General features: G+C 73.1%; 18 protein-coding genes. 13 read left to right on the forward strand and 5 right to left on the reverse strand.

Annotation, left to right across the window (positions count from 1 at the left end; genetic code table 11):
* Positions 1–131 precede the first annotated feature (131 nt).
* From MTF69_RS18270 to MTF69_RS18290, 5 genes are all read left to right on the forward strand, one after another.
* Positions 132–1,700 (forward strand): class I adenylate-forming enzyme family protein, encoded by a 1,569-nt coding sequence (locus MTF69_RS18270; protein ID WP_243335826.1) that lies wholly within the window; start codon positions 132–134, stop codon positions 1,698–1,700.
* Between the two features lie 197 nt (positions 1,701–1,897).
* Complete coding sequence (locus tag MTF69_RS43410; RefSeq protein WP_243335828.1) at positions 1,898–2,275, forward strand: BTAD domain-containing putative transcriptional regulator; 378 nt, start codon at positions 1,898–1,900, stop codon at positions 2,273–2,275.
* A 224-nt stretch (positions 2,276–2,499) separates the two neighbouring features.
* The gene (locus MTF69_RS18280; protein ID WP_374323300.1) at positions 2,500–3,744 is read left to right on the forward strand and encodes an alpha/beta hydrolase; all 1,245 of its coding nucleotides are present in this window, start codon (positions 2,500–2,502) and stop codon (positions 3,742–3,744) included.
* A 285-nt stretch (positions 3,745–4,029) separates the two neighbouring features.
* Positions 4,030–5,085 (forward strand): alpha/beta hydrolase, encoded by a 1,056-nt coding sequence (locus MTF69_RS18285; RefSeq protein ID WP_374323357.1) that lies wholly within the window; start codon positions 4,030–4,032, stop codon positions 5,083–5,085.
* Entirely contained in the window at positions 5,001–5,903 is a 903-nt protein-coding gene (locus MTF69_RS18290; protein ID WP_243335831.1) for a serine protease, read from the forward strand. Before MTF69_RS18285 ends, MTF69_RS18290 begins: the two co-directional genes overlap by 85 nt.
* 26 nt (positions 5,904–5,929) lie before the next feature.
* On the opposite strand, the gene MTF69_RS18295 is transcribed toward MTF69_RS18290, so the two are convergent.
* Together MTF69_RS18295 and MTF69_RS18300 are read right to left on the reverse strand one after the other, a co-directional pair.
* Positions 5,930–6,820 carry an EamA family transporter gene (locus MTF69_RS18295; RefSeq protein WP_243335840.1) on the reverse strand — a complete coding sequence of 297 codons (891 nt, stop codon included), beginning with the start codon at positions 6,818–6,820 and terminating at the stop codon, positions 5,930–5,932.
* Positions 6,821–6,927: 107 nt separating this feature from the next.
* A complete protein-coding gene (locus MTF69_RS18300) occupies positions 6,928–8,049 on the reverse strand; it encodes a pyridoxal-phosphate dependent enzyme (protein WP_243335841.1) in 1,122 nt (373 codons plus the stop codon).
* 220 nt (positions 8,050–8,269) lie between these two features.
* Between MTF69_RS18300 and MTF69_RS18305 the strand changes: the two genes are divergently transcribed.
* The 8 genes from MTF69_RS18305 (at position 8,270) to MTF69_RS18340 (ending at position 18,040) form a co-directional block, all read left to right on the forward strand.
* On the forward strand, positions 8,270–9,844 hold the full coding sequence (locus tag MTF69_RS18305) for a S8 family peptidase (protein ID WP_243335843.1): 1,575 nt from the start codon (positions 8,270–8,272) through the stop codon (positions 9,842–9,844).
* A 162-nt stretch (positions 9,845–10,006) separates the two neighbouring features.
* Entirely contained in the window at positions 10,007–11,182 is a 1,176-nt protein-coding gene (locus tag MTF69_RS18310; protein ID WP_243335845.1) for a DUF4190 domain-containing protein, read from the forward strand.
* Positions 11,183–11,308: 126 nt separating this feature from the next.
* The gene (locus tag MTF69_RS18315) at positions 11,309–12,061 is read left to right on the forward strand and encodes a GntR family transcriptional regulator (protein WP_243335847.1); all 753 of its coding nucleotides are present in this window, start codon (positions 11,309–11,311) and stop codon (positions 12,059–12,061) included.
* A 233-nt stretch (positions 12,062–12,294) separates the two neighbouring features.
* Positions 12,295–13,707, forward strand: a complete 1,413-nt coding sequence (gene iscB / locus MTF69_RS18320) for an RNA-guided endonuclease IscB (protein ID WP_243335858.1) — start codon at positions 12,295–12,297, stop codon at positions 13,705–13,707.
* 232 nt (positions 13,708–13,939) lie between these two features.
* Complete coding sequence (locus MTF69_RS18325; protein WP_243335867.1) at positions 13,940–14,143, forward strand: SPOR domain-containing protein; 204 nt, start codon at positions 13,940–13,942, stop codon at positions 14,141–14,143.
* 44 nt (positions 14,144–14,187) lie between these two features.
* On the forward strand, positions 14,188–14,658 hold the full coding sequence (locus MTF69_RS18330; RefSeq protein WP_243335870.1) for a (deoxy)nucleoside triphosphate pyrophosphohydrolase: 471 nt from the start codon (positions 14,188–14,190) through the stop codon (positions 14,656–14,658).
* A 167-nt stretch (positions 14,659–14,825) separates the two neighbouring features.
* Entirely contained in the window at positions 14,826–15,254 is a 429-nt protein-coding gene (locus tag MTF69_RS18335; protein WP_243335873.1) for an ATP-binding protein, read from the forward strand.
* A gap of 185 nt (positions 15,255–15,439) precedes the next feature.
* The gene (locus MTF69_RS18340) at positions 15,440–18,040 is read left to right on the forward strand and encodes a SpoIIE family protein phosphatase (protein WP_243336141.1); all 2,601 of its coding nucleotides are present in this window, start codon (positions 15,440–15,442) and stop codon (positions 18,038–18,040) included.
* Between the two features lie 96 nt (positions 18,041–18,136).
* Here MTF69_RS18340 and MTF69_RS18345 read toward each other — a convergent pair whose 3' ends face one another.
* The 3 genes from MTF69_RS18345 to MTF69_RS42910 form a co-directional block, all read right to left on the reverse strand.
* A complete protein-coding gene (locus MTF69_RS18345; protein WP_243335875.1) occupies positions 18,137–18,856 on the reverse strand; it encodes a PspA/IM30 family protein in 720 nt (239 codons plus the stop codon).
* Between the two features lie 101 nt (positions 18,857–18,957).
* On the reverse strand, positions 18,958–21,072 hold the full coding sequence (locus MTF69_RS18350; RefSeq protein ID WP_374323305.1) for a TPM domain-containing protein: 2,115 nt from the start codon (positions 21,070–21,072) through the stop codon (positions 18,958–18,960).
* Positions 21,073–21,123: 51 nt separating this feature from the next.
* Positions 21,124–25,383 carry a serine/threonine-protein kinase gene (locus tag MTF69_RS42910; RefSeq protein ID WP_308401419.1) on the reverse strand — a complete coding sequence of 1,420 codons (4,260 nt, stop codon included), beginning with the start codon at positions 25,381–25,383 and terminating at the stop codon, positions 21,124–21,126.
* Positions 25,384–25,461 lie beyond the last annotated feature (78 nt).

The following is a 25,461-nucleotide window of genomic DNA, read 5'->3' on the forward strand; positions in this document are numbered from 1 at the left end:
CAAGTGGAGGCCAACTCGCGGGTCAGTTCCGCCCAAGTCCCACGGCGGATGCTGGAGCTCCGAAGTGTCGGTACACAGACCGCCGTTGTCCAGTGAACACCGGGAGCGACGCGGGTCTGGACGGAGGTCTCATGAGGCGGAACTCGATACACAAGCAGGGTCTCTATCTCGGGTCCGTGCCGGAGAGGGCGGCGGTCCGGGGCGGCTCGACGCCGCTGACCCTCGATCACGATCTCGACGTGCTGCCCGAGGCGGGCCGGAGCCTGACGGTGGCCGGTCTCGCCGGGCACGTGGAGGACCTCGCGGGCCGGATATCGGCCGCCGGAGTGAAGGCCGGCCACCACGTGGTGGTCCACAAGGCGGCGAACTTCGACGTCTGGCTGCTGGCCACCGCGGTGGCGCGCACGGGCGCGGTCCCGGTGATGCTGTCGCACACCCTGGACGGCCCGACCATGGCCGCCCTCCTGGAGCGGCTCGACAAGCCGCACCTGCTCACCGACGGCCCCAAGCTGGAGGCGCTGGCCGGGCTGCCGCTCGCCGAGCTCACCCGGAGCGTGATCAGCGTGGGCGAAGCCGCCCCCGGAGCGGTCTCGCTCGCCGAGCTCGCCGGCTCCCCGCCGGTACGGCCCGTGCTCCAGGGCCTGGACGAGCCGGCGATGATCACGCACACGTCCGGCACCACCGGGATCCCCAAGCTGGTGGTGCACACCCCGCGGACGATGCGCGCCCGGCTGCGGCCGCAGCTGGTCCTGCTGGCGCTGATGCGGGGGCGCGAGACGGTGGCGATCCACATCGCCTTCGGGCATTCCCGGATGTTCGCGGCGATGGCCCTGTGCCTCTCCAAGGGCATGCCGGTGCTGCTGGTCAACCGCGGCGCCCCCGCGGACGTCGCCGAGTTCTTCCTGAAGCACCGGCCCGGACTGATCGAGGCGCTCCCCAACTCCTTCCTGGCGTGGGAGAACCTGGCCGACGATCCGCGGAAGCCCTTCGCCTCGGTGAAGTACTTCAGCAGCACCTTCGACGCGATCCACCCGAGGACGGTCCGCCGGCTCCTCGGGGCCTCCGCGCGCAGGGCCCAGTTCTTCCAGATCTACGGGCAGAGCGAGGTCGGCCCGGCCGTGGGCCGGCCGTACTACCGCTGGTCCGCGCACCGGATGGACGGGCGCCGCGTGGGCTACCCGCTGCCGGGCAGCGCGCGGGTGCGGCTGGTCAGCCAGAACGGCAAGCGGCCCTCGGCGCAGAACCCCGGGCTCATCGACGCCCGCTGGGACGGCATCGCCAAGACGTACCACGGTGAGCAGGAGCGCTACGACGCCAACGTGCACGACGGCTGGTGGCGCACCGGGGACGTCGGCTACCGCAGCAAGTTCGGCTGCCTGCACATGCTCGACCGGGAGATCGACATGATCCCCGGGGTGGGCAGCAGCCTGGAGATCGAGGACCTCGTGCTGGACAAGCTGGAGGAACTGGTCGAGCTCGTCGTCGTGCTGGGCCCCGATTCCCGGGGGGTCCCGATCGTCTGCACCCACGACGACAAGCCGCTCGATCCCGACCGCTGGCGCACGGCCGTCGCCGCCTATCCCCAGCTGGCCGAGCCGATCCAGATCCCGCTGGCCGAACTGCCCCGTACGGCCACGATGAAGACGCGCCGGGTGGAACTGTCCCGCCGCCTGGAGGACGAGATCCTGCCGCAGGGCTGAGCCGGCCGCGGGCCGCACGTCACGCTCCCGGCGGACGGGTTCTCGAACGAGAGCCCCTGTCCGCCGGGAGCTCGGCGTGCCGGTTCTCCCCGCGCGGATCCCCGCCAAGTCGGCGTCAAGTCGCGGAACAGTGGACGGCAAGATCGGTGTCCGAGTCTTGCCCACATGAAGCGTCAAGACGATGAAACCAGCCATGAGTGAGGCGACCGGGGGCACCGAAGAAAGCCCGGTGCACGTTCTCTACGCGGCCATCGAGGAATCGGCCGGCCTGCTGGACGTGGAGTGCGCGCGGGACAAGGTCCTGCCCATCCTGGACATGTACGGCGACGCCCTCGCGCAGGCCGTGGTCGCGTTCCGGCTCGGGACTGGCGGGCTTCACGCAGGCCCATCCGCTCCGCGAATACGGCTGCGAACTCTTCAGCCTGGCCCTGTACCGGGCCGGACGGCAGGCCGACGCGCTCTCGGTGCTGCGGATGCACCAGCGGCGCATGGCCGAGGACCTGGGCATCTCGTCGAGCCCCGCGCTCCAGCGCCTCGAGGTCGAGATCCTGCGCCAGGCCCCGACCCTGGACTGACCCGGCGGCGATGCCGGGCACTTCACCCGACCGCGCCCTGCGCCGCCCAGTCCGGCGGCGCAGGGCGCGGGGGTCCTGGACGGGCTGAGGTGACGTGCCCGGAATTCGGATCATGTTTTTGCGTTGATTTGGAACTTTCCAGGGGATTCACGCATCAGGACTAGGGGGAGCCCAGTCCCTTCTGTCCCACCGGGGGGCAGTCATGACCGTTCGGAGCGAAGTTCGTGCACCAGGACCCGCAGCGCCCGCGGCCCGATGACCAGCCGTACCAGTCCCACCCGCCGTACCGGCCCTACCGCCCCGATGACGACCCGGACGACCCGCCGTACCGCGACGCGGCCTACGTCCCCCCGCACATACCCGGGCCCCCCGGCGGCCCCGTGTCCCACAGGCCCGCGCGGCGCTCCCGCCGCATGCTGTGGACCGGCGCGGCCATGGCCTTCGTCCTCGTCCTCGGCGGCGGTGGCTTCGCCGCCTGGAAGCTGGACTGGTTCTCCGGCAACGGCTCCTCGGTGAGCTTCGGCAAGACCCCGCCCTCCGCCGACGCGGGGGCGGCGCGGGGGAACCCGGGCCAGGCCCCCGCGAGCCCGCCCGCGCCGACCGGTGACCCGGACGTGCAGCAGGCGACCGGCCCGAGCTCCGAGTTCAAGCAGACCACCAAGCTCGACGACGGCACGATCATCGCCAAGACCCGCCTCAAGGGCGCCAAGTCCGGCTTCGAGGGCGACGTCTGGGTGTGGACGCCGAAGGAGTACGGCGACCCGAAGTACGCCAAGAGCGGCTTCCCGGTCCTCATCGCGCTCCCCGGCGGCAACGGCTTCCCGAACAACTACTGGGCCGACCGCAGCCTCGGCCTCCAGAAGGCCATCAGCGAGGGCGTCAAGGCCGGCACCAGCCTGCCGTTCATCGTGATCATGCCGGTGCTCAACCCGGACGCGAAGTACTACTACGACGGCTCCGACATCCCCGGAAAGCCCAAGATGGGCACCTGGATCTCCGAGGACGTCCCGGACTTCACCCGCGCCAACTTCCGTACGTACAAGTCCCGCGACGGCTGGGCCTTCATGGGCTCCTCCTCCGGCGCCTTCGTCGGCATGAAGCAGGTCCTCCAGCACCCGGACAAGTTCAAGGCCGTGATCGCCAGCGGCGGCGAGATCGTCCCCGACTCCCCGTTCTGGAAGGGCCACCAGGCGGAGATGGACGCGAACAACCCCGAGAAGCTCGCCCAGAAGCTGATCGACGCGGGCGGTCCCGAGGTCTACATCAACTTCCAGATCGGGACCAAGGAGAGCGGCAAGGAGCGCATGACGCAGTTCCGGCAGAAGTACGCCAAGGGCCCGGTCAAGATGACCATCCGGGACATCCAGAACGGCGAGCACAACGGCTGGCACTACGTGCGCGGCATGAAGGAAGGCTCGCTCGAGTGGGTCAGCAAGGTGCTCAAGGGGCCGAAGCCCGACGCGGGCTGACCGCGATCGGGCGTGGCCCTCGCCACGTCCACCCGTCCCAGGCAACCCATCCGGTCGTTCATCCCTCTGTTAATGATGTAAGAGGGGACCAAACGGTCCAACCCACGCTCCCAGAGGGCGCCGGAGAAGGAACGGGAACGATCCGTGCACCAAGACCTGCAGGGTGACGCCACCGCCACGACCGAGGGCGCCGGCGCGAGGACCGGGGACGGCGCCGACGCGACCGGGGACAACGCCGCGACCGGGGACCACGCCGCCACCGGGGTCCGCCGCCCCAAGCGCCGGCTGCGCACGATCCTGATCAGCGCGGGCCTCGGGCTCACCCTCGTGGCGGGCGGCGGCGCGGCCGCGTACCACTACGGCCTCTTCTCGGACATAGGCGATCCCGTCTCCTTCGGGAAGCCGCAGCCCGCGGCGTCCGCCGCCTCGCACGTCGGGCCCGGCGTGCTCATGCCGACCGGGCCGAAGGCCTCGTTCGTCCGGACCTCGCGGCTGCCGGACGGCACGCAGATCGCCAAGACCACCCTGACGGGCAAGAAGTCCGGGTTCACGGGCGACGTGTGGGTGTGGGTGCCGAAGGAGTACGACGACCCGGCGTACGCCGACAGCGCCTTCCCGGTCCTGATCTCCCTGCCAGGCGGCCGCGGCTACCCCACGAACTACTGGGGGACGGGCCCCGGCCTCGGCCTCCAGCAGGCCGTGAGCGACGGGGCGAAGTCCGGCAAGAGCCTGCCCTTCATCCTGGTCATGCCGGTGATCAACGCCGACACGAAGCACCACTTCGACGGCTCCGACATCCCCGGCCAGCCCAGGATGGGCACCTGGATGGCCGAGGACGTCCCGGATTTCGCGAAGGCCAATTTCCGGACCTTCACCTCCCGCGACGGCTGGGCCTTCATGGGCTCCTCGTCGGGTGGTTTCGGAGCCCTCAAGCACGTCCTGAAGTACCCCGACCGCTTCAAGGCGGCCATCGCGAGCGGGGTCGACGTCGTCCCCGATTCCCCGCTCTGGAAGGGAAACACGCAGGCAATGGACGAGAACAACCCCGAGAAGCTCGCCGCGAAGCTGATCGCGGGGGGCGGCCCGGACGTCTACGTGAACTTCCAGATCGGCACCAAGGAAACCGGCCGGGAGAAGGCCGAGCGGTTCATGAAGGACTACGGCAAGGGTCCCGTGCACACCAGGCTGCAGGTGATCCAGGATGGTGAGCACAACGGGAAGTCGTACGTACGCGGGATGAGGGAGGGCGCACTGGAGTGGATCAGCAAGGTGATGTCCGCACCCACCCCGAAGCCCCGGCCGGCCCCGAGCGGCGGCGCGAGCGGCGCCGCCTCGCGGTGAGCCCCGGCCTCAAGGGGATCGGGATCGGCTCGGCCGCCCTCGCGGGGGTCGCCGCGCTGCTGGCCATGGGGTTGCTGGCCGTGGTGTTCGTCAAGGACTCCGGCGGCTACGAGGACCGCGCGGTGGTCCCCTTCCCCACCGTCGGCGTCCTCATGGCCGGCGGCGAGCACTGGTGCACGGCCAGCGTCGTCGACAGCCCGCAGGGCAACGTCGTCGCCACCGCCGCGCACTGCGTGACCCCCGCCGGCGAGGACGGGCAGCCGGGCGAGGCCGCGCACGACGGACTGGCCATCGGCGAGCTCTCCTTCGCCCCCGCCTTCTCCGGCGAGGGCGGGCAGCGGCCCCTCGGGCTGTGGAAGGTGCGCTCCGTGCAGGTCGACGAGCGCTGGAGCAAGTGGGGCGAGGACACCGCCGACTTCGCCTTCCTCAGCGTCGAACCGGACGCCGAGGGGCGCAGCCTGCAGGAGGTCGTCGGCCGCGGGGAGGCCCCGAAGCCCGTCTGGACCTCCGGCTACGAGCGGGAGGTGACCGTCGTCGGCTACCCGGAGTCCGAGCACAACCCCGAGAACAAGCCCGTCGCCTGTACGACGCAGAGCCGGCACGACGAGGACGACCCCGCCATGCTCTACATCAACTGCTCGGGGTTCTGGACGGGGACGAGCGGCAGCCCGTGGATCGCCGACCGCGGCGGTCCGGGGCGGCCCGGGCAGCTCATCGGGGTGCTGAGCGGCGGGGACACCGACGTGGACTCCACGGCCGCGCTGTTCGACGACCGGGCGAAGGCCCTCTACGAGCGGGCGGCGAAGGCCACGGGCTGAGGGGCGGCCGGGCCGTCTCCCGGCCCTCAGCCGCGGCGCTCCGTGCTCACGATCACGCACACCGCCGCCACGACGATCGCGCCACCGAGCAGGATCGGCCAGGTCAGGGCCTCGTCGAGGATGAGCCAGCCCAGGGCGACGGCCACGACCGGATTGACGTAGGCGTACGTGGCCACCAGCGAGAGCGGAGCCGCGCGCAGCAGCCAGACGTACGCGGTGAAGCCGACGAGCGAGCCGAACAGCACGAGGTAGCCGAGGGCCAGCCAGGACGCGGTGGAGTACGAGGTGAGGTCCAGCCCGTGCTGTTCGCCGCGGCACAGGCCGACGAGGATCCCGCCGGCCCCGCCCGCGAGCATCTGGTAGGCGCTGCCGGTGAAGGGGTTCGCTGGCAGGGTCAGCTTCGCCGCCGAGAAGGAGCCGAGCGCCCAGGACACCGAGCCGGCCAGCACCAGGAGCACCCCGCCGATCCCGATCTCCCCGCCGAGCCCCGGGCTGGTCAGGACGGCGAGCCCGCCGAGGCCCAGCAGTACCCCGGCCAGGGTGCGGGGGGAGGGGCGGTCACCGGAGCCGGCGCGCAGGACGACCAGCCACATCGGCACGGCGGCCACCAGGAGGGCGGCCAGCCCGGAGGGGACCGTGGTCTCGGCGAGGACGACGAGGCCGTTGCCGCCGAGGACCAGCAGCAGCCCGACCACGACGGCGGAGCGCACCTGGGCGCGAGTGGCCTTGAGGGCGGCCGGGCCGTCGCGCCAGGCGATGATGCCGGCCAGGAGGAGACCGGCGGTGATGAAGCGGGCCCCGGCGGAGAGGAACGGGGGCATCGTCTCGACGACGATGCGGATGCCGAGGTAGGTCGAACCCCAGACGACGTACACGAGGGCGAGGGCGATCCAGACACGGGTCGTTGGGGTGTGCATGACGCGGAGCCTATGTCGTTGGCCTCTGCACCCATCGCGGGGTCCCCGGCCCGGGGTGCTCCGGCCGGTCCGCCCTCGGTCCGCCCCGGTCGGGGCGGCAGCCCCGGTCAGGCCGCCGGCGCCGCCAGTCCCGTCTTGGCGCCCGCGCCGCAGAGCGGGACGACCGCGGTGCGGCCCTGGAGGGGGTCGTCCGGGGCGGTGGGGCCGACCGCGGCCCAGCAGGCGGCGGCCGTGGGCTCCACGAAGAGGCCGCGCCGGGCCAGATCGAGCTGGGCGGCGCGGACACGGTCGTCGGTGACGGTCAGGAAGGTCCCGCCGGACTTGCGGACGGCCGCCAGGATCTGGCGGGCGCGCGGCGGAGCCGGGATCGCGATCCCCTCGGCCAGGGTGGGGAGTTGGGGTACGGCGTCGGCGTCCTCGGCGCCCGCGCGGAAGGCGGCGGCCAGCGGGGCGACGGCCGCCGACTGGACGGCGATCAGGGTCGGCGGGCGGACCCCGCGCAGGGCCAGCTCCTCCACCGCCAGCGCGGCCCCGAGCAGCAGCGTGCCGTTGCCGACCGGGACGACGATCACCTCGGGCAGGTGGCCGCCCAGCGCCTCCCAGATCTCGTAGACGTAGGTCTTGGTGCCGTGCAGGAAGTACGGGTTGAAGACGTGACTGGCGTAGAACACGCCCGGCAGGTCGGCCGCTTCGCGGGCCGCCACCGCCGCCGCCTCGCGGCCGCCCGGCACCACCGTCACCGTCGCGCCGTGCGCGCGCATCTGCTCCGTCTTCTTCGCCGAGGTGCCCTCCGGCACGAAGACCTCGCAGTGCAGTGCGGCCCGCGCGCAGTAGGCCGCGAGGGCCGTCCCGGCGTTGCCGCTGCTGTCCGCCACCACCCGCTCCGGTCCCAGCCGGCGCGCCAGCTCCGCGAGCATCACCGCGCCGCGGTCCTTGAAGGACAGCGTGGGCATCAGGAAGTCGAGCTTGGCGTGCACCCGCTCCGCCAGCGGTACCAGCGGGGTGTTGCCCTCGGCCAGCGTCACGGCGAAGGCCCCGGTGAGCGGCAGGGCGGAGCCGTAGCGCCAGAGCGAGTGGGGGCCGGCCGCGGGATCCAGCACGGCGGTGGGGTCGGGGGTGAAGTCGAGGTCCCAGGGGCCGCCGCAGACCGGGCAGCACCAGGGGGCCGTCCGCGCGTCGGCGCGGGTGCCGTCTTCGCCGCAGACGTAGCCGGGTAGTGCGTGCGTCATGTGCGGTGAGCCTTTGCTCGTTCATGGCCGAGGTATGGCACGGATGTTACGCGTTCGTTGTCCTCTTGTGGTGGAGCGACTCCGTGGGCCAACCTTTCGTCAGCGGCGCATCGTTGAGCCGAATTGTTTGACATGCGCATGGCTAAAAGCCATGCCCTGACGACAGGCCCGACGGCCGCGCACCCCCCGCAACGCACCACCTATGAGGAGGACCCCTCAGATGTCTGCGACGCGTCACACCCGCCGGAGGATCACCGGCATCGGAGCGACCGCCACCCTGGCCCTCGCCCTCGGAGCCGCCCTCGCGTTACCCGCCTCGGCGGCCCCGCTCACCCCGCAGGGCGTCATCGAGAACGCCGGCGCGGAGGGCACCATCTCCGGCAGCTACATCGTGACCCTGAACGACTCCGCCGCCCGCTCCACCGCGGACAGCGGAAAGGCCGTGGCCAAGCGGTACGGCGCGAGGATCGACCGGACCTACAGCGCGGCCCTCAACGGCTACTCCGTCGAGGTCTCCGAGGCGCAGGCAAGGAAGCTCGCCGCCGACCCCGCGGTCAAGTCCGTCGTGCAGAACCGGGTGTTCACCGTCGACGCCACCCAGCCCAATCCGCCCTCCTGGGGCCTGGACCGCATCGACCAGGCGGCGCTCCCGCTGAACCAGAGCTACACCTACCCGGACAAGGCCGGCGAGGGTGTGACGGCGTACATCATCGACACGGGCGTCCGCAAGACGCACCAGGACTTCGGCGGCCGCGCCGCCGACGGCTACGACGCCATCGACAACGACAACACCGCCCAGGACGGCCACGGCCACGGCACGCACGTCGCCGGCACCGTCGCGGGCACCTCGTACGGCGTGGCCAAGAAGGCGAAGATCGTCGGCGTCCGCGTGCTCAACAACCAGGGCTCGGGCACGACGGCCCAGGTCGTGGCCGGCATCGACTGGGTGACCCAGAACGCCGTCAAGCCGGCCGTGGCGAACATGTCGCTGGGCGGCGGCGCGGACTCCGCCCTGGACACCGCCGTGCGCAACTCCATAGCCAGCGGCATCACCTACGCCGTCGCGGCGGGCAACGAGACGGCCAACGCCTCCACCAAGTCCCCGGCGCGCGTCGCCGAGGCGATCACGGTGGGCGCCACCACCAACACGGACGCCAAGGCCAGCTACTCCAACTTCGGCACCGTCCTGGACCTCTTCGCGCCGGGCTCCTCGATCACCTCCACGTGGGGCACGGGCGACACGGCCACCAACACCATCTCGGGCACGTCGATGGCCTCTCCGCACGTCGCGGGCGCGGCCGCCCTCTACCTCGCGGACAACCCGGGCAGCACCCCGGCCCAGATCTCCGCGGGCCTCGTCGCCGCCTCGACTCCGAACGTGGTGACCAGCCCCGGCACCGGCTCCCCGAACCGCCTGCTCCGCGTCGGCACCGGTACCACCCCGCCCAACCCGGGCACCCGCTTCGAGAACCTGAACGACTACGCGATCGCCGACAACACCACCGTCGACTCGCCGCTCACCGTCAGCGGGATCTCCGGCAACGCCCCGGCCACGCTGAGCGTCTCGGTCGACATCAAGCACACCTACATCGGTGACCTGAAGGTCGACCTGGTCGCCCCCGACGGCACCCTGTACAACCTGCACAACCGCTCGGGCGGCAGCGCGGACAACATCATCAAGACCGTCGCGGTCAACGCCTCCTCCGAGGTGGCCAACGGCGTGTGGAAGCTCCGGGTCAACGACAACGCGAACATCGACACCGGCAAGATCGACTCCTGGGCGCTCCAGTTCTGAGGCTCCGGTTTCTGATGCTCCGGTTCTGAGGCTCCGGCTCTGACGTTCCGGTTCTGATGCCCGGGCAGTAGGGACGCGATGAACAGGCGGGGGCGACCGTTTCGACGGTCGCCCCCGCTGCGTACCATTCGCGCATTCGTTCGCCCCGCTTCCTGGAGCCCCGTGAGCACCCAGCCCCCGCACCTCTGGCCCGCCCCGCCCCCGCAGGGGTACGCGTCCGGGCCGCCCCCGTTCAACGGCTTCGCGCTCGCCTCCCTGCTCGTCGGGCTGCTCTGCTTCCCGCCGCTGGGCATCGTCTTCGCGATCGTGGCGCTCGTGCAGACGAAGAAGAAGGGCGAGCGGGGTGCGGCGCTCGCCGTCTGGGGGCTGGTGGTGTCGCTGGTGATGAGCGTCGCCGCCGTCCTCGCGGTCCCCGTGGCCGTACGGGCCCTGGACGCGCTCGACGGACGCGGCCGCTCCCTGGGCGGGGCCGGGACGTACGAGTCCGTGGCGGGCACCCTCGTGGACGCGTCCGAACTGCGCGTCGGGCACTGCTTCAACGTCCCGGACGGGGGCCTGCTCGCCGAGGAGACCCCCATGTACCGGATCGACTGCGCCGAGGTCCACGACGCGGAGGTCACCTCCGCGGCCTCGATGACCGAGCAGCGGTACCCGGGTGTGCAGGAGGTGCGGGACATCGCGGTGCGGGACTGCTGGAGCGCGCAGGACACGTACGCGATGGACACGTGGGCCCTGCCCTCGTACGCGGGGATGTACTACTTCGCGCCCTCGCGCGGGAGCTGGCGCGACGGGGACCGGCGGATCGTGTGCGTGATCGGCACGGCTGACGGGCAACAGCGCGGCAGCCTGCGCAACGACGGCGGCATGCTGACGCCCGAACAGGTGGCCTTCCTGCGGGTCATGAAGGGGGTGGACGAGGCGCTGGCCGAGGAGCCGGCCGGGGACGTGGCCGACGACCTGCCGTCCTACCGGGCCTGGGCGCGGGAGATGGACGAGGCGCTGGGCGCCGAGGCGCGGTTCCTGGACACGGCGAAGGAGCGGCCCGAGTCGGCCGGTCCGGCCGGTCCGGCCGGGGTGCAGCGCGAGCGGCTGGAGGTCGCACGGCTCGCGTGGCAGCAGGCGGCGCGGGCGACGACCGAGGAGGCGTTCCTGGACGCGTGGGACCGGGCGTTCGCCGCGCTGCCGGTCGAGCTGGAGAAGGCGCTGCGCGGGTCGTACGGACTGTCGACGACGGTTCCCGAGTGGCTGGTGGGGTCAGAGGGGAATGAGGGGAACGGGTCGGGTCCGCCGGGCACCTCGCCGGGTCCCGCGCGGAGCCCTTCCAGGGAGTCCGCGTAACGGGTGTGACGCGTGGGTTTGGGTGACCTGGCTTCATCACTTCGGGTGAAACTCTGGCCCTTGCTTGCGATGGACAACCGTCGGTTGCCAGGGTGTAGCTGTCTGTCAACCTGATGGGAGTGGCCTGTGACTTTCGGCGAGCAGCCGGCCTATCTGCGCGTCGCCGGGGATCTGCGACGGAAGATCGTCGATGGGTCCCTGCCTCCGCACGCCCGGCTCCCTTCGCAGGCCCGGATCCGTGAGGAATACGGGGTCTCCGACACGGTGGCCCTGGAGGCGCGCAAGGTCCTCATGGCGGAGGGTCTGGTCGAGGGCCGGTCCGGATCCGGCACGTACGTACGCGAACAACCCGTCCCGCGGCGCGTCGCGCGCTCCGGCTACCGCACCGGCGGGGTCTCGACCCCCTTCCGGCAGGAACAGGCGGATTCGGGCGCGCGCGGCACCTGGGACTCCAGCAGCGAACAGGCCGACGCCCCGGCGGACATCGCGAAACGGCTCGGCATCGAACCGGGCGAGCGGGTGATGCGGACGCGGTACGTCTACCGCGACGCGGGCGAGGCGATGATGCTGTCCACCTCCTGGGAGCCGCTGACGGTGACCGGGCGGACGCCGGTGATGCTGCCGGAGGAGGGGCCGCTCGGCGGCGCGGGGGTCGTCGACCGGATGGCGGCGATCGACGTGATCGTCGACAACGTGGTGGAGGAGGTCGGGGCGCGACCGGGCCTGGCGGAGGAGAGCGTGCAGCTCGGCGGGGTGCCGGGGCACGTGGTCCTGGTGATCGGGCGCACCTACTTCGCCTCCGGCCGCGCCGTGGAAACCGCCGACGTCATCGTCCCGGCCGACCGCTACCGCCTGGCGTACCACCTGCCGGTGAGGTAACGGGATCTCCCTCCTGAAGGAGGGGGCTGTCAGCGGCACTGACTGAGGGCCGCCGTTACCAGCACCAGCCAACAATCCACATGTGGAGGTGAACGAAGTTGGCTACGTTCCACGTAGGCGAGAAGACCCACCAGTCCGTGCTTCCTCAGCGGGCTGCTCTGGAATTCGAGTCAGCAGACACCCCTCGGATCGGGGACGAAACGGGACTCGAACACCGCTCTGCGGTAACCGGCGTGGAACATGTGCGAGGGGAGACCGCCGATGCTTCACCTGGCATCGGTGGCGTCACCCCCAACCATCAGGTTGGGGAGAAGGCCCGTGAAGGCCACCCCGTCGTGTTCGTCCTGGACAAGCACGGCCATCCGCTGCAACCCACCAGTCCCGCGAGGGCCCGCCGGCTCCTCCGTCAGGGCAGGGCCGTCGTGGCCCGGCACACTCCGTTCGTCATCCGGCTCAAAGACCGCACCGCCGGCCAGTCGCAGGTGGACAGTGTGGAACTCGGGATAGACCCCGGGTCCAAGCGCACCGGCATCGCTGTCTTCACTGCGAAGGACGGTGAGCGTCGTGGCCTGTACACGGTCGAGCTCACCCACCGGGGTGGCCGGATCCGGGACAAGCTCACCACTCGTGCCGCCTACCGTCGTGGCAGGCGTTCACGCAACCTGCGCTACCGCGCACCCCGCTTCTCCAACCGCACCCGCCCCACAGGCTGGCTCGCCCCGTCGCTGCGTCACCGCGTGGATACCACCATGTCGTGGATGACACGCCTCGCGCGCTGGGCACCCGTTCGCGCGGTGCATGTGGAGCGCGTCGCGTTCGACACCCATGTCATGTCCCACGGCGGACCGCTGGAGGGAGCCGAGTACCAGTACGGCACCCTGCACGGCACGGAAGCCCGCGAATACCTCCTCGCCAAGTGGGGGAGGGCCTGCGCCTACTGCGGTATCACGGGGGTGCCGCTCAATATCGACCACATCCACCCGCGCTCACGCGGCGGTAGCGACCGCATCTCCAACCTGTGCACCGCCTGCATCCCCTGCAACGAGAAGAAGTCCAACCAGCCGGTCGAAGAGTTTCTCGGTAAGTCCCCGCGCGTGCTGGCCCGCATCCTCGCCCAGGCCAAAGCCCCACTCCGCGACGCGGCAGCCGTCAACGCCACCCGCTGGGCCCTTTGGCGCGCCCTCGACGCCGCCTTCCCCACGGTGCGCACCGCATCCGGTGGCCGCACCAAATGGAACCGGCAGCGGACCGGCACCCCCAAGACCCACACCCTCGACGCCCTCTGCGTAGGCGAGCTCGACACCGTCACCCGCACCCCGGCCCGCGTTCTCGCGGTCACCGCAACCGGGCGCGGCAGCTATACCCGCACCTGCCCCGACAAGTACGGCTTCCCCCGCCTACGACTGCCCAGGCAGAAGCAGTTCTTCGGCTACCAGACCGGAGACCTCGCCCGGGCCGTCGTCCCCACGGGCAAGAAGGCCGGCACGCACACCGGCCGTATTGCCGTCCGTGCCACCGGCAGTTTCAACATCAAAACCACACACGGCCTCATTCAGGGCATCCGCCACAAACACTTCCGGCTCCTCCAACGAGCCGACGGCTATGCCTACACCGCTCGACCCGAAGGCCCCACCGTTGCCATCTGACCGCCACCGCCAGGGAGAAGACACTTCCGGCGCCCCCTGATCCTGCCGCCGCCGACCGTGCGCGGGGTCTGAACCGGCGCGCACGGCCCACTCGTACGCATGGCCGGATGCGTACGCCTGCGAGGTACCTCTTCGTGAAAAACCGTATCCGCTGAGTAAAGGTCGGGCGTAGGCTCGGGCATATGCGCAATGCGGTTTCCCGGGCAGGTACGTCGGCGGAGGGTGAAACGCGATGAACGACAGCGGTGCCCTGCTCCCGTGGCTGGTCATACGTGAGGACGACAACGGCAACCGCTACCGGGTGGGCCGGTACTCCACCCGGGCCGAGGCCCAGAAGGTCGCCGACAGCCTCGAGGACAGAGGGCACAAGCAGCTCTACTGGATCGAGCGCCTCGGTCAGGACAGCACCGCCGGCCGGACCGGTACGAGGAACTGAGCGGTGCGGCGCACCCGTCGCCGCCGCTGCCATAGGCTCCGCTCATGACTGTACGAGTGGTCGTGGGCGGAGCCCTTTGTCATCAGGGGCGCCTGCTGGCCGCCCGCCGGAGCGCGCCCCCGGAGCTCGCCGGCCGCTGGGAGCTCCCGGGCGGCAAGGCCGAGCCCGGCGAATCCGTACCCGAGGCGCTCGTACGGGAGCTGCGCGAGGAGCTCGGCGTGGAGACCGAGGCGCTGGAGCGGATCCCGGGGGAGTGGCCGCTGAAGCCCGGCCTCGTCCTGCACGTGTGGACGGCCCGGCTGCTCTCGGGCGATCCGCTCCCGCTGGAGGACCACGACGAGCTGCGCTGGCTGCGGCCCGAGGAGCTGGACTCGGTGGACTGGCTCGACCAGGACCGCCCGGCCGTCGCCGAGGCGGGCCGCCGGCTGAGCGCTGCCGGAGGAGTTCACGGGGTTCGCGGGGTCGCGGGGGTCCACGGGGTCCACGGGGTTCACGGCGGTCGCGGGGGCGCGTGACGCGCACGCGCTAGGCCGTCTGCGCCACAGTGCGCCGGTCCGCGGGGGGCCGAGTGGTACGACGCCACGAATATCGGGTATGTCGCTATTAATCCCTATCTCGCACTTGCACACGAGGCTCTGTCCTCCCTGTCGAACCGGACTGGGGTCGCCAGCCGGCCCGGGAAGTGATCGGCGTGATCGACACAGACGGTGAATGCGCCGAATGGGCCTTTCCCGCCGAACCGGGTGCCGTCCGCACCGCCCGCCACGCGGTGCGCGGCACTCTTCGCGACTGGGGTCTCGACTCCGTCGGAGACGTCACCGTACTGCTGGTCAGCGAGCTGGTCACCAACTCCCTGCGGTACGCCTCCGGCCCCATCGGTGTCCGTCTCGTACGGCGCAATCCAGCCGCCGCCGACGCCCCCTCGGGTCCCGCGCTTCTCGTGGAGGTTTCGGATCCGCTTCCGGATCCACCCCGCGAGCGCATCGCCGAACCCGACGACGAGGGGGGCCGCGGACTCCACCTCGTGGCCGTCTCCGCGCAGCGCTGGGGGACCCGCCACGGGAAGTCGGGCAAGACCGTGTGGTTCGAATTGGCTCTTCCTGGTGAGTAACAAGGTGAGGGCCCATCGACGATCACAAAGCTTGGCTGGAAAACAACGGGATCTTTTTGTGATCGCGAAGGCCGTGTCGTAGAGCGCCGTGGTGCTGAATACTTCGGTCATGGCCGGTCCGGTTGCGGTGAGCTGGAGGGGACGGTCGCGTGAGCGAGATACCTGTACAGGCACATCAGGCCCGTGTGCCCGGGAAAGCGTCTGGGGAGACCTGGCGCGACTCCCTGTGGCACAGCAGCCCGCCTGGCTCGATATATGACTACATAAAGGTCGCTTCCTTCTCGATCGGGCCCGACGGGCTGATCGACCAGTGGAGTCTGCGCGCCGAGGAAATCTTCGGGCTGACCGCGGCCGAGGCCGTCGGCCGCGACCCCGTCGACGCCTTCATGCCCCCGGAGCTGCGCGCCGGCGCACACCGCAGGGTGGCCGAGATTCTCGACGGCAAGGAATGGACCGGCCTGATCCCCTTCCGGATCCCCGGCGGCGACGGTGCGCACGGGGTGGCCGAGATCTATGTGATGCCGACCCAGACCGAATCCGCCGAGCGGGCCGCGCTCTGCGTCGTGGTCGACGTACGCGCGCTGCGCCGGATCGAATCCGATCTGGCCGCCTCGCAGGCGATATTCGGTCAATCTCCCTTCGGGTTCCTGCTCTTCGGCACGGACCTCACCGTGCAGCGGGCCAACCGCCGCTTCGCGACCGTCTTCGGCGGCGCCGCCGAGGAGCACCGCGGCCGCACCGTCCACGACTACCTGCCCGCGCACGAGGCCGACCGGATGGCCGACGCACTCCGGAGGTGTCTGGAGACCGGCGACTCCGTCAACGACCTCCAGATCACCGGCGCCGCCCCCGGCAGCCGGGACAACCGCCACTGGTCCATCAACCTCTACCGGGTCCACGGCGGCACCGGCCGCCCCATCGGGGTCGCCGGCATCGGCATCGACGTGACCCGCCGCCACCTCGCCGCCCGCGAGGCCGCCGGGGTCCGGCGCAACCTGGCCCTGCTGAACGAGGCCGGACACCGCATCGGCAACTCCCTCGACCTGGAGACCACCGCCCGCGAGCTCCTCGACGTCACCGTCCCCGGCTTCTGCGACCTGGCCGCCGTCGACCTCTACCAGGGGCTGCTGCTCGGCGACGACGACCGCCCCGCCCGCCCGCAGGGCCCCGGCGTGCCCAGCCTGCCCGGCCACGGAACGGGACGCGCGCCCTCGGCGCCGCTGCGGCGGGTGGCCTTCTCCTCGGCCGTGTCGGACGCGCCGCTGTCCGGCCCGGGCGCGCTGGTCTCCGTAGGGGAGGTGCACCGGTACCCGGCCGGATCGCCGGGGGCCTTCGCCCTGCGCACGGCGCGGCCGAGACTGGTGGAGGGCGGCGGACCCGAGTCCGGGGACCTCGTCCAGTCCACGCTCGTCGTCCCGCTGGTCGCGCACGACACGGTGGTCGGGCTCGCGCAGTTCTCCCGCACCAAGGGCAGCGAGCCCTTCGGCGAACGCGACCGGGCGGTCGCGGTGGAGCTCGCCGCACGGGCCGCCGTGTGCATCGACAACGCACGGCTCTACCGGCGCGAACACGAGCGCGCGCTGATACTCCAGCGCAGCCTGCTGCCCCCCGGCGACCCGGAGGCCGCCGGACTCGACATCGCCTGCCGCTACCTGCCGGGCAACGCCGCCACCGAAGTCGGCGGCGACTGGTTCGACGTCATCGAGCTGCCGGGGCACCGTACGGCGCTGGTCGTCGGCGACGTCATGGGCCGCGGACTGCGCGCGGCCGTGGCCATGGGTGAACTGCGCACCGCCGTACGGACCCTCGCGCTGCTCGACCTGGAACCGGCCGAGGTGCTGACCGCGCTGGACGAGATCGCCCGGGGCCTCGGCGCACCCGGCGGCTCCCAGCAGGCCTCCCGGGCCGCGCTGCACTCGCGGGACGCCGACCGCTCGGAGGTGTACCTCGCGACGTGCGTCTACGCCGTCTACGACCCGGTCACCCGCCGCTGCACCATCGCCAACGCCGGCCACATGCCGCCGGTGCTGGTGGAACCGGTCGAGGAGGGCGCTGCGCCCCGCCCCGGACTGCTGCTGGAGATACCGACCGGGATGCCGCTGGGCGTCGGCGGGGAACCCTTCGAGGAGGTCGAGGTCGAACTCCCCGAAGGGGCGCTGCTCGCCCTCTACACCGACGGCCTGGTCGAATCCCGGACCCACCCGCTGGAGGAGGGCCTACGGGGCCTGCGGGACGCGCTGGCGGACCCCGCGCGCCCGCTGGAGGAGGTCTGCGACCACGTCCTGAACACCCTGGACACCCGGCACGGCGAGGACGACATCGCGCTGCTGATGGCCCGGGTCCAGGGCCTCCCGGTGGACGCGGTCGGCGACTGGCAGCTCCCGCGCGAGGCCCGCTCGGTGGGCCGGGCCCGCGAGCTGGCGCGGGCGAAGCTGCCCGCGTGGGGCCTGGAGGGACTGCTCGACACCACGGAACTGCTGGTGAGCGAGCTCGTCACGAACGCCCTGCGGTACGGCGAGGGCGAGATCCGGCTGCGCCTCCTGCTGGACCGGACCCTGGTCTGCGAAGTCTGGGACGCCAACCTGGTCCAGCCCCGCCGCCGCCGGGCACGGGACACCGACGAGGGCGGCCGCGGCCTCCAGCTGGTCGGCCTGCTCTCCGCGGGCTGGGGCACCCGCCGCACCCACCGGGGCAAGACGGTCTGGTTCGAACTCCCGCTCCCGGGCGCGGTGGCCGAGTCGGTGGCGGAACTGTCGGCGGAGCAACTGCTGAGCATGTACGGGTGAGCACGTCCGGGGCCTTGGGGTCAGGGTCCGCAGCCCCTGGTGAGAAACGGGTACGGGCCGCCCCGGAGGGCGGCCCGCCTCGCCGGGCGCCGGCCCTCAGGCGGCCTTACGGGCTTTCAGTGCGGCCAGGCGGGCCTCGATCTCCGAGGTCTTGCCGAGGTCGTCCAGGGACTCGAACTGGGCGTCCAGCGAGGAGGCGGCCAGCTCCTGCTTCCCCAGGGCCATGGCCTCCTCGCGGCGGACCTTCTCCTCGAAGCGGGTGATGTCGCTCGTCGGGTCCATCACGTCGATGTTCTTGACCGCGTCCATCATCGTGTTCTGCGCCTGCGCGGTCTTGGCCCGCGAGACCAGCTCGTCGCGCTTCGCCGTCAGCTCCGTCAGCTTGGTCTTCATCGAGGCCAGGCCCGACTTCAGCTTGTCGACCACCTCGGTCTGGGCGGCGATCGTCGGCGCGGCCGTCTTCGCCTCCTTCTCCGACTGCATCTGGCGGCCGAGCGCGACCTTCGCGAGGTTGTCGAACTTGTCGGCGTCGGCGGCCGACCCGGACGTGCGCAGCTCGTCGGCCTTCTTGCTCGCCGCGAGGGCCTTGCCGCCCCACTCCGCGGCCGCGTCCACGTCCTCCTTGTGGTCTGCCTCCAGCATCCGCAGGTTGCCGATGGTGGTGGCGACGGCCTGCTCCGCCTCGGAGATGTTGTTCGTGTAGTCGCGGATCAGCTGGTCCAGCATCTTCTGCGGGTCCTCCGCCTGGTCCAGCAGGGAGTTGATGTTGGCCTTGGCGAGCTGGGTGACGCGGCCGAGGATGCTCTGCTTGCTCATGCGCTCTGTCTCCTTGGGAACGGGGGAGGGGAGGGTGAGGGGGGAGGGGAGGGTGAGGGGGGAGGGGAGGTGCGGGTGCGGGTGCGAAGGGAGTGCGTCTGTCAGAAGCGGCCGCCGCCGCCCATGCGGCCGCGGGTTCCGCCGCCGCCGAAGGAGCCGGGGCCGCGTCCGCCGCCGCCGCCGAAGCCGCCGCCGAAGCCGCCTCCGCCGCGGCCGCCGCCGAGGATCTCGCCGAGGATGATCCCGCCGAGCACCGCGCCGCCCATGCCGCCGCCCTGCTGCCGGCCGCCACCGCCGTACGGGTTCTGGTAGCCCCGTACGTCCTGTTCGGCCAGCTGCTGCGCCTGGCGCGCGAGCGAGTCCGCCTGCTGGGCCTCGGCGAGTGCGCCCGCCGGGTCCGAGCCCGCCAGGGACGTGGACCGCTCCAGGTGGCGCTGGGCCTCCGCCAGCCGGGTGCGGGCCTGGCTGCCGATCGCGCCCCGGCTGGTGGTGATGTAGTCCGTGGCCGCGCCGATCGCGCTGCGGGCCGTCAGCAGGGCCTGGTCGAGCAGGGCCGCGGCCCGCTGCCGGCCCGACTCCCGCTCGCGGGCCCCGGCCAGCGCCTCGTCGAGGGCCGCGTCGGCCTCCTCCACGCGGCGCAGCGCGTCCAGCGGGTCGTACCGTCCGGCGCCCTGCTCCTGGCGTACGTCGGCCACCACGGCCTCCGCCCGGCTGATCCGGCCGCGCAGATCGGCGGTCGAGCCCTCGGTGGTGCCGGTCAGCAGCCCGCGCGCGTCGGCGAGGTCCGTGTCCGTCTCGTTGAGTGCGCCCGGCAGCTTCCCGGCCGCCTCCGCCAGCTCCTGCGCGCGCCGCTCCACCGCGTCGACCAGGGTCGCCGCCTGGTCCACGGCGCCCTCGGCCGCCCGGACGTGCACGGCGGCCTTGCCGTTGTCCCCGGCGTCGATCGCGGCGCGTGCCCCGCCGAGGCTGGTCGTCGCGAACAGCAGCCGGTCCTTGGCCTGTTCGGGGTTGGAGGCCACCGGCGCCGCCGCGGAGTCCGCGTACTGGCGGCCGAGCGCCGTGAGGGTGGCCTCCGCCGTGGTCGTACGGCCCGTCAGGGCGCGGAAGTGGGCCTCCACGGTCGCGAGCGCCTGCGGGGCGTTCTTCTCCAGGTCCCGCAGCCGGTCGAAGTCCGCCGACTCGGCGTCGAGCCGCCGGCTCGCCTCCGTGCAGCGGGCCACGATCTCGTCGAGCATCCGGCGGCGGGTGGCGTCGTCCTCCGGGTACGCGTCGTCGAGCTGCTGGCGCAGCCGGAACGCGGCCGTCAGCTCGCTCCTCCCGAAGTCCACCGCCTGCGTGAAGGCCGACACCGCCTCCTCGCCGAACTGCGCGGTGGCGAAGCCGAGTTCCTCGGTGCTGGTACGGATCGCGTCATCGGTCTCCACCAGCATGGCCTTGGCCTTGGTGTCCAGCTCCGGCAGTGGCAGCTGGGCGGGGCCCTGCCCGGACCAGCCGGTGGTCTTCGAGCCGCCACTGCCGCCCGTCTGCTTGCGCTTGCGGCGGGTGTACGCGTACGCCCCGAGGGCGCCGGCCGCGCCGACCACGACCACCGGGAGGACGAAGTCCCCGGCGCCGCTCTCGCCGCCGCTCGCCGCGGCGCCTCCCGGGTCGGCCTCGCCGGGGACGATGGCCGGCACCGGCACGGGCCGGCCGCCCAGGACCGCGTCGTAGCCGTTGGCGGCGCCGATCGCGGCTCCCGCCCAGTCGTTCTGCTTGAGGGCCGGCTCGATGGCGGTCTGCGCGACCGCCGCGAGCTGCTCCTTGGTGAATCCGGAGTCGACATCGGCCGAATAGGCGTACTGCCGGGCCCCGGTGGCGATGGCCAGCAGGACGTCGTTCTGCCCGAGGCCGTTCTTCTGGGCGGTGGCGTCGGCCCAGCTCTGCGCGGACCGGTCGGAGAAGTCGCGCACGTACGTGACGAACAGCTGGACCTTCCGATCGGCGTACAGCTTGTCCAGCGCGGCGGTGACCTCGGCCTTGCGGTCGCCCAGGGCGCCCACCCGGTCGGTGATCTGCCCCTGCGCTGACAGGGTGACGGGATCGTCGGCCCGGGCCGCCGGGGCGGTGGCCGTCGCCCAGCCGCTGAGCGCGAACAGTGCGGCGGCGAGGGCGAGGCCGGTCCGGACGGGTATCCCGGCGGTGGTGCGTCTCTTCGTGCTGCTTCTCGGCGGAGTCACATTTGGGAGAGTATGGGCGGTTTCGCCCTCCCGCACCCGGAGACCCGGGTCCTACGGCAGGCCGTACGCCGCGAGTTCCGGGCGGGACAGGACCAGGCGGTCGCCGACCAGCAGGACGTCGGCCGTGGCCAGCGGCGGGTGGTCCCAGTACCGGCGCGGCTTGCCCGAGGCCGGGTCCAGGACCGCCACGCACGGCTCCGACGCGCGGCCGAGGAGACCGCGCCGGCTGCCCTGGGGGACCTTGACGTACAGGCCGCCCGGACGCAGCCCCAGCAGTTCGAGCCCGCACTCCGCGCCGCCGCACCGGGCCGCCTGGCGCTGCCAGCGCAGCGCGCCCGTGCCCGCGTCCAGCGCCTGGACCGTGTCCCAGCCGCCCGAGCCGTCCCGGCCGTCCCGGCGGTCCCGGCCGTCCCGGACCTCCGGGGCGTGCGAGGCCGCGTACACCGTGCCGCCTTCGACCAGCAGGCCCTCCGCCGGGGCGCCCAGGGCGTGGCGCCACAGCTCCCGGCCGGAGCCCCGGTCCAGGGCCAGCACCGAGCCCTCGTCCACGAGATGGACGAGGCCGCCTCCGGACAGCCGCGGATCGTGCAGCGTGCGCGCCGTGGGGCCGGACCGCCGGAAGGACCACACCAGGCGGCCGGTCGGCAGGTGCAGCGCCTGCAGCCGCAGCCCGTCCGCGAGGACCAGGCAGTCGCCCACCGCGGCGGGGGAGCGCGTCGCCGGGTCGGGAACGGCACGCTGCCACAGGATCTCGCCCGTCGCCGCCCGCAGCGCGGTCAGGTCCCCCGGCGCCCCGTGCACCACCACGGGCCCGGCGCTGCGCAGCGGCCGCGTGCCGGGCAGGTACGCACGGCTGGTGCCGTGCGGGTCCTGCGTGCCCCCCGGCAGGTCCCGCCACCACCGCACCCGCCCGTCGCGCGGCTCGCGCGCCAGCAGCCGTACTCCCGGCAACCCGTCCCGCCGGACCTCGACGTACACCGTGTCCGCGTCCGCCGCGCAGGACACCAGGAGCGGCCCGGTCCCGGGCAGCGGGGGCGCGGCCGCGCCCACACCCTCGTCGGAGCGGGCCGTCCAGCGGGTCGTGCCCTCCTCGGCCCGTACGCAGCCCACCTCGGCCCCCGACCGCCACACCACGTGGGCCCCGGCCGCGTACGCGGCGTCCGGGCGGGCGGCCGTCTGCCAGGCGTGCACCCCGGGCCCGGGGCGCGGGAGCGGCTTCGGCCCGGAGCCCGTCACGCGCGTCCCGGAACCGGCGTCCGGGCCGCCCAGGGCCCTGATCCCGGACGGCGGCGGGCTCCCCGCGTCGGCGGCGGCCTCCGCCCGCCAGGGCGCCAGGCCCGTCCCCACGCACAAGCGCGCGGCGAGGGCCAGCTGCAGGGCCCGCTGCTCCGGGTCCGGCAGGCTGCGGGCCCGGCCCGCCCGCTCCCGCGCCGCCGCCGGGTCCAGCGGAGACCGGGTGTCCTGCTCGACGCGGGCCCGGGCGCCGGCCAGCGAAGACAGGGCGTGGTCGGCCTTCGCGTCCGCGGCCTCCCCGGGGCGGCGGCCCAGCAGGGCGGCGGCCTGGTTCCGCAGCCGCTCCGCCTGGGCGAGCCGCCCCTGCTCGGCATGGTGCGCGGCCTCCTCGCGCAGCCAGGCCGCCCGCTCCTCCAGGAACCGCGGCAGCTCCTCCTCCGCCTGCTCCAGCGCCCTGGCCCCGCCCGCCGCGTCCCCGGCCCCGGCACGCTCGCGCGCCACCTGGCACAGCGCCAGCAGCCGGCCCCCGGCGGAGCCGATGCGTTCGCTGAGGCGCAGGGCCGCCGCCACGTCGTGCGGGGCGACGGCCAGCACCATGTCGTAGGTGGCGGCCCCGCGCAGCGCGGGGTCGGCTATCAGCGCCAACTGGAGCTCGGCCTCGGCGGGATCGGCCGCCGCGACGGCCGTGGCGACGCGGGCCCGGAGCCGCTTGTCCGCCCGGCCGTCCGCGAAGTGGTCCTCGGCGATCCGGGCGGCCTGCGCGGGGGCGAGGACGGCCAGCTCCTCCGCCACCGCGCACAGCGGGCCCGCCCGGTGGGAGCCGAACACCGTGAACAGCGCCTGCTGCGCTTCGGTCAGCAGCCGCCGGGCCCGCGCCGGGGCGCGGGTGGAGGTGGCCCGGGCCAGCCGGGTCAGCAGCTCGGCCACCCGCGCCCCGTCGCCCCGGCCGCCCTCCCACGCCGCGATCTCGGCGTCGCCGAGCAGCCGCCCCGCGAGCTCCGCGTCGAACCGCGCCGCGGCGTCGGCGGCCACGGCCAGCACATCGATGCGCGCCTCATCCCCGACCTCGACCGCCCGCACCCCGCCCTCGGCCTCGAGCAACAACTCCCGCACAAACTCCCGCACATGCCCAGGCACCCCGCCCGCCTCAGCCCCGACCCCGGCTCCGACGTCGACCCCGGCTCCGACGTCGACCCCGACGCCGGCTCCGACCCCGACGCCGACCCCGACGCCGGCTCCGACGTCGGCTCCGACCCCGACGTCGACCCCGACCCCGACGCCGGCTCCGACGTCGGCTCCGACCCCGACGCCGGCTCCGACGTCGGCTCCGGCTCCGACGCCAGCCTCGGCCCGGGCTCCGACGCGGTCCGCTGCCCCGTCCCCGACACCGACTTCTGCCCCGGTTCCGCCGCCGACTTCTGTCCCGGTTCCGACGCCGGCCTCTGCCCCGGTTTCGACGCCGGCCTCTGCCCCGGCTCCGTCGCGGTCCTGCGCCCCGTCCCCGACGCCGGGAACGACCCCGGCCCGGTTCCCGGGAGCCATCCCGACGCCGTCCTCGGCCCCGGCTCCAGTCCCAGGAGCCACCCCGGCCCGGATCCCGGCCTCCGCCCCGGTCCCGACGCCGGGAGCCACCCCGGCCCCAGTCCCGGGATGCACCCCGGCCCCGGCCTCCGAACCGAACCCGACAGCAGGCCCGAACCCGGCGGCAGTCTCGACCTCGGTCCCGGCCCCTGACCCGGGCCGGACCCCGCTCCCCACACCGGACCCGTTCCCGGCCTCCAGGCCGACCCCGCTTCCGGCCTCGGCACCGGATGCGCTCCCAGGCCTGCTCCCGGCCTCGGCGCCGGACCCGCTCCCAGGCCCGGGCCCGGACGGGCCGGACCCGTTCCCGGCCTCCGTGCCGGATCCGCTCCCAGGCCCGCTCCCGGCCTCGGTGCCGGACCCGTTACCGGGCCCGGGCCCGGCCTCGGTGCCGGACCCGTTGCCGGGCCCGGGCCCGGACGGGCCGGACCCGTTCCCGGACCCGGGCCCGGACGGGCCGGACCCGTTCCCGGACCCGGGCCCGGACCGGCCGGACCCGTTCCCGGACCCGGGCCCGGACCGGCCGGACCCGTTCCCGGACCCGGGTCCGGACCGGCCGGTCCCGCCCCCGGCCGCCGCGCCGGGCCCCGACCCGGCCCCGCCCCCGGCCCCGCCCCCCGCCTGCGCCCCGTCCCGGGCCCCGGCCGACCCGCCGCTGCCGTCATCCCCGGCCAGGGGCATCGCCGCCAAGGCCCGTAGCGCCGTGCCCACGGCCAGCGCCGACTCCGGCCGGTCCGCCGGGTCCTTCTCCAGCAGCCGCCGCACCAGCCGCTCCACCTCCGGAGCGACCACCGCACCCGCCTCGCGCAGCGGCAGCGGCCGGTCCTCGATGTGCCGGCGCATCAGGACGTAGGGGACCTCCGCCTCCCCGAAGGGCGGCTCCCCGCTCAGCAGCGCGTACAGCACGCCCCCCAGCGCGTACAGATCGCACCGGGCGTCCACCCGCTCGCCCCGCCACTGCTCGGGCGCCATGTACGGCGGGCTGCCGAAGATCCGGCCGGTGACCGTCCAGCCGGCCGTGGCGTCCGAGGAGTGCGCGATGCCGAAATCGCAGATCTTCAGCCGCCCGGAGCGCAGTAGGAAGAGATTGGCCGGCTTCAAGTCCCGGTGGATCACCGCGCGTTCGTGCGCGGCGGCCAGCGCCTCCGCGACCTGTGCGGCCAGCTCCAGCGCGACCGCCACCGGCAGCCCGCCCGGTACCCGGGACAGCGTGGCGCGCAGGTCCTCGCCCGCCAGCAGCTCCATCACGATGAAGAGCCGCCCCTCCTCCTGGCCCACGTCGTGCACGACGGTGATGCCGGGATGCTGGAGCTGCGCCCCGATGGTGGCCTCGCGCCGGAAGCGGACGACCGCTTCGTCGGACATGGCCGTCTCCAGGAGCACCTTCACCGCCACGGCCCGGTCCAGTGCCGTGTCGTGCGCCCGCCACACCTCACCGAAGCCGCCCTTGCCGAGCCGCTGTTCGAGGCGGTACCGGCCCGCCAGCTGATCCCCCACCCGCACCGCGAAAGCCCCCTGACTTCACGTCAACGACGTTGCTCAGGGGGCATTCTGTCCTGCCAAGTGAACAGCTGG

Source organism: Streptomyces sp. AP-93 (genome assembly GCF_022808175.1).
In the GTDB taxonomy this organism is placed as follows: domain Bacteria; phylum Actinomycetota; class Actinomycetes; order Streptomycetales; family Streptomycetaceae; genus Streptomyces.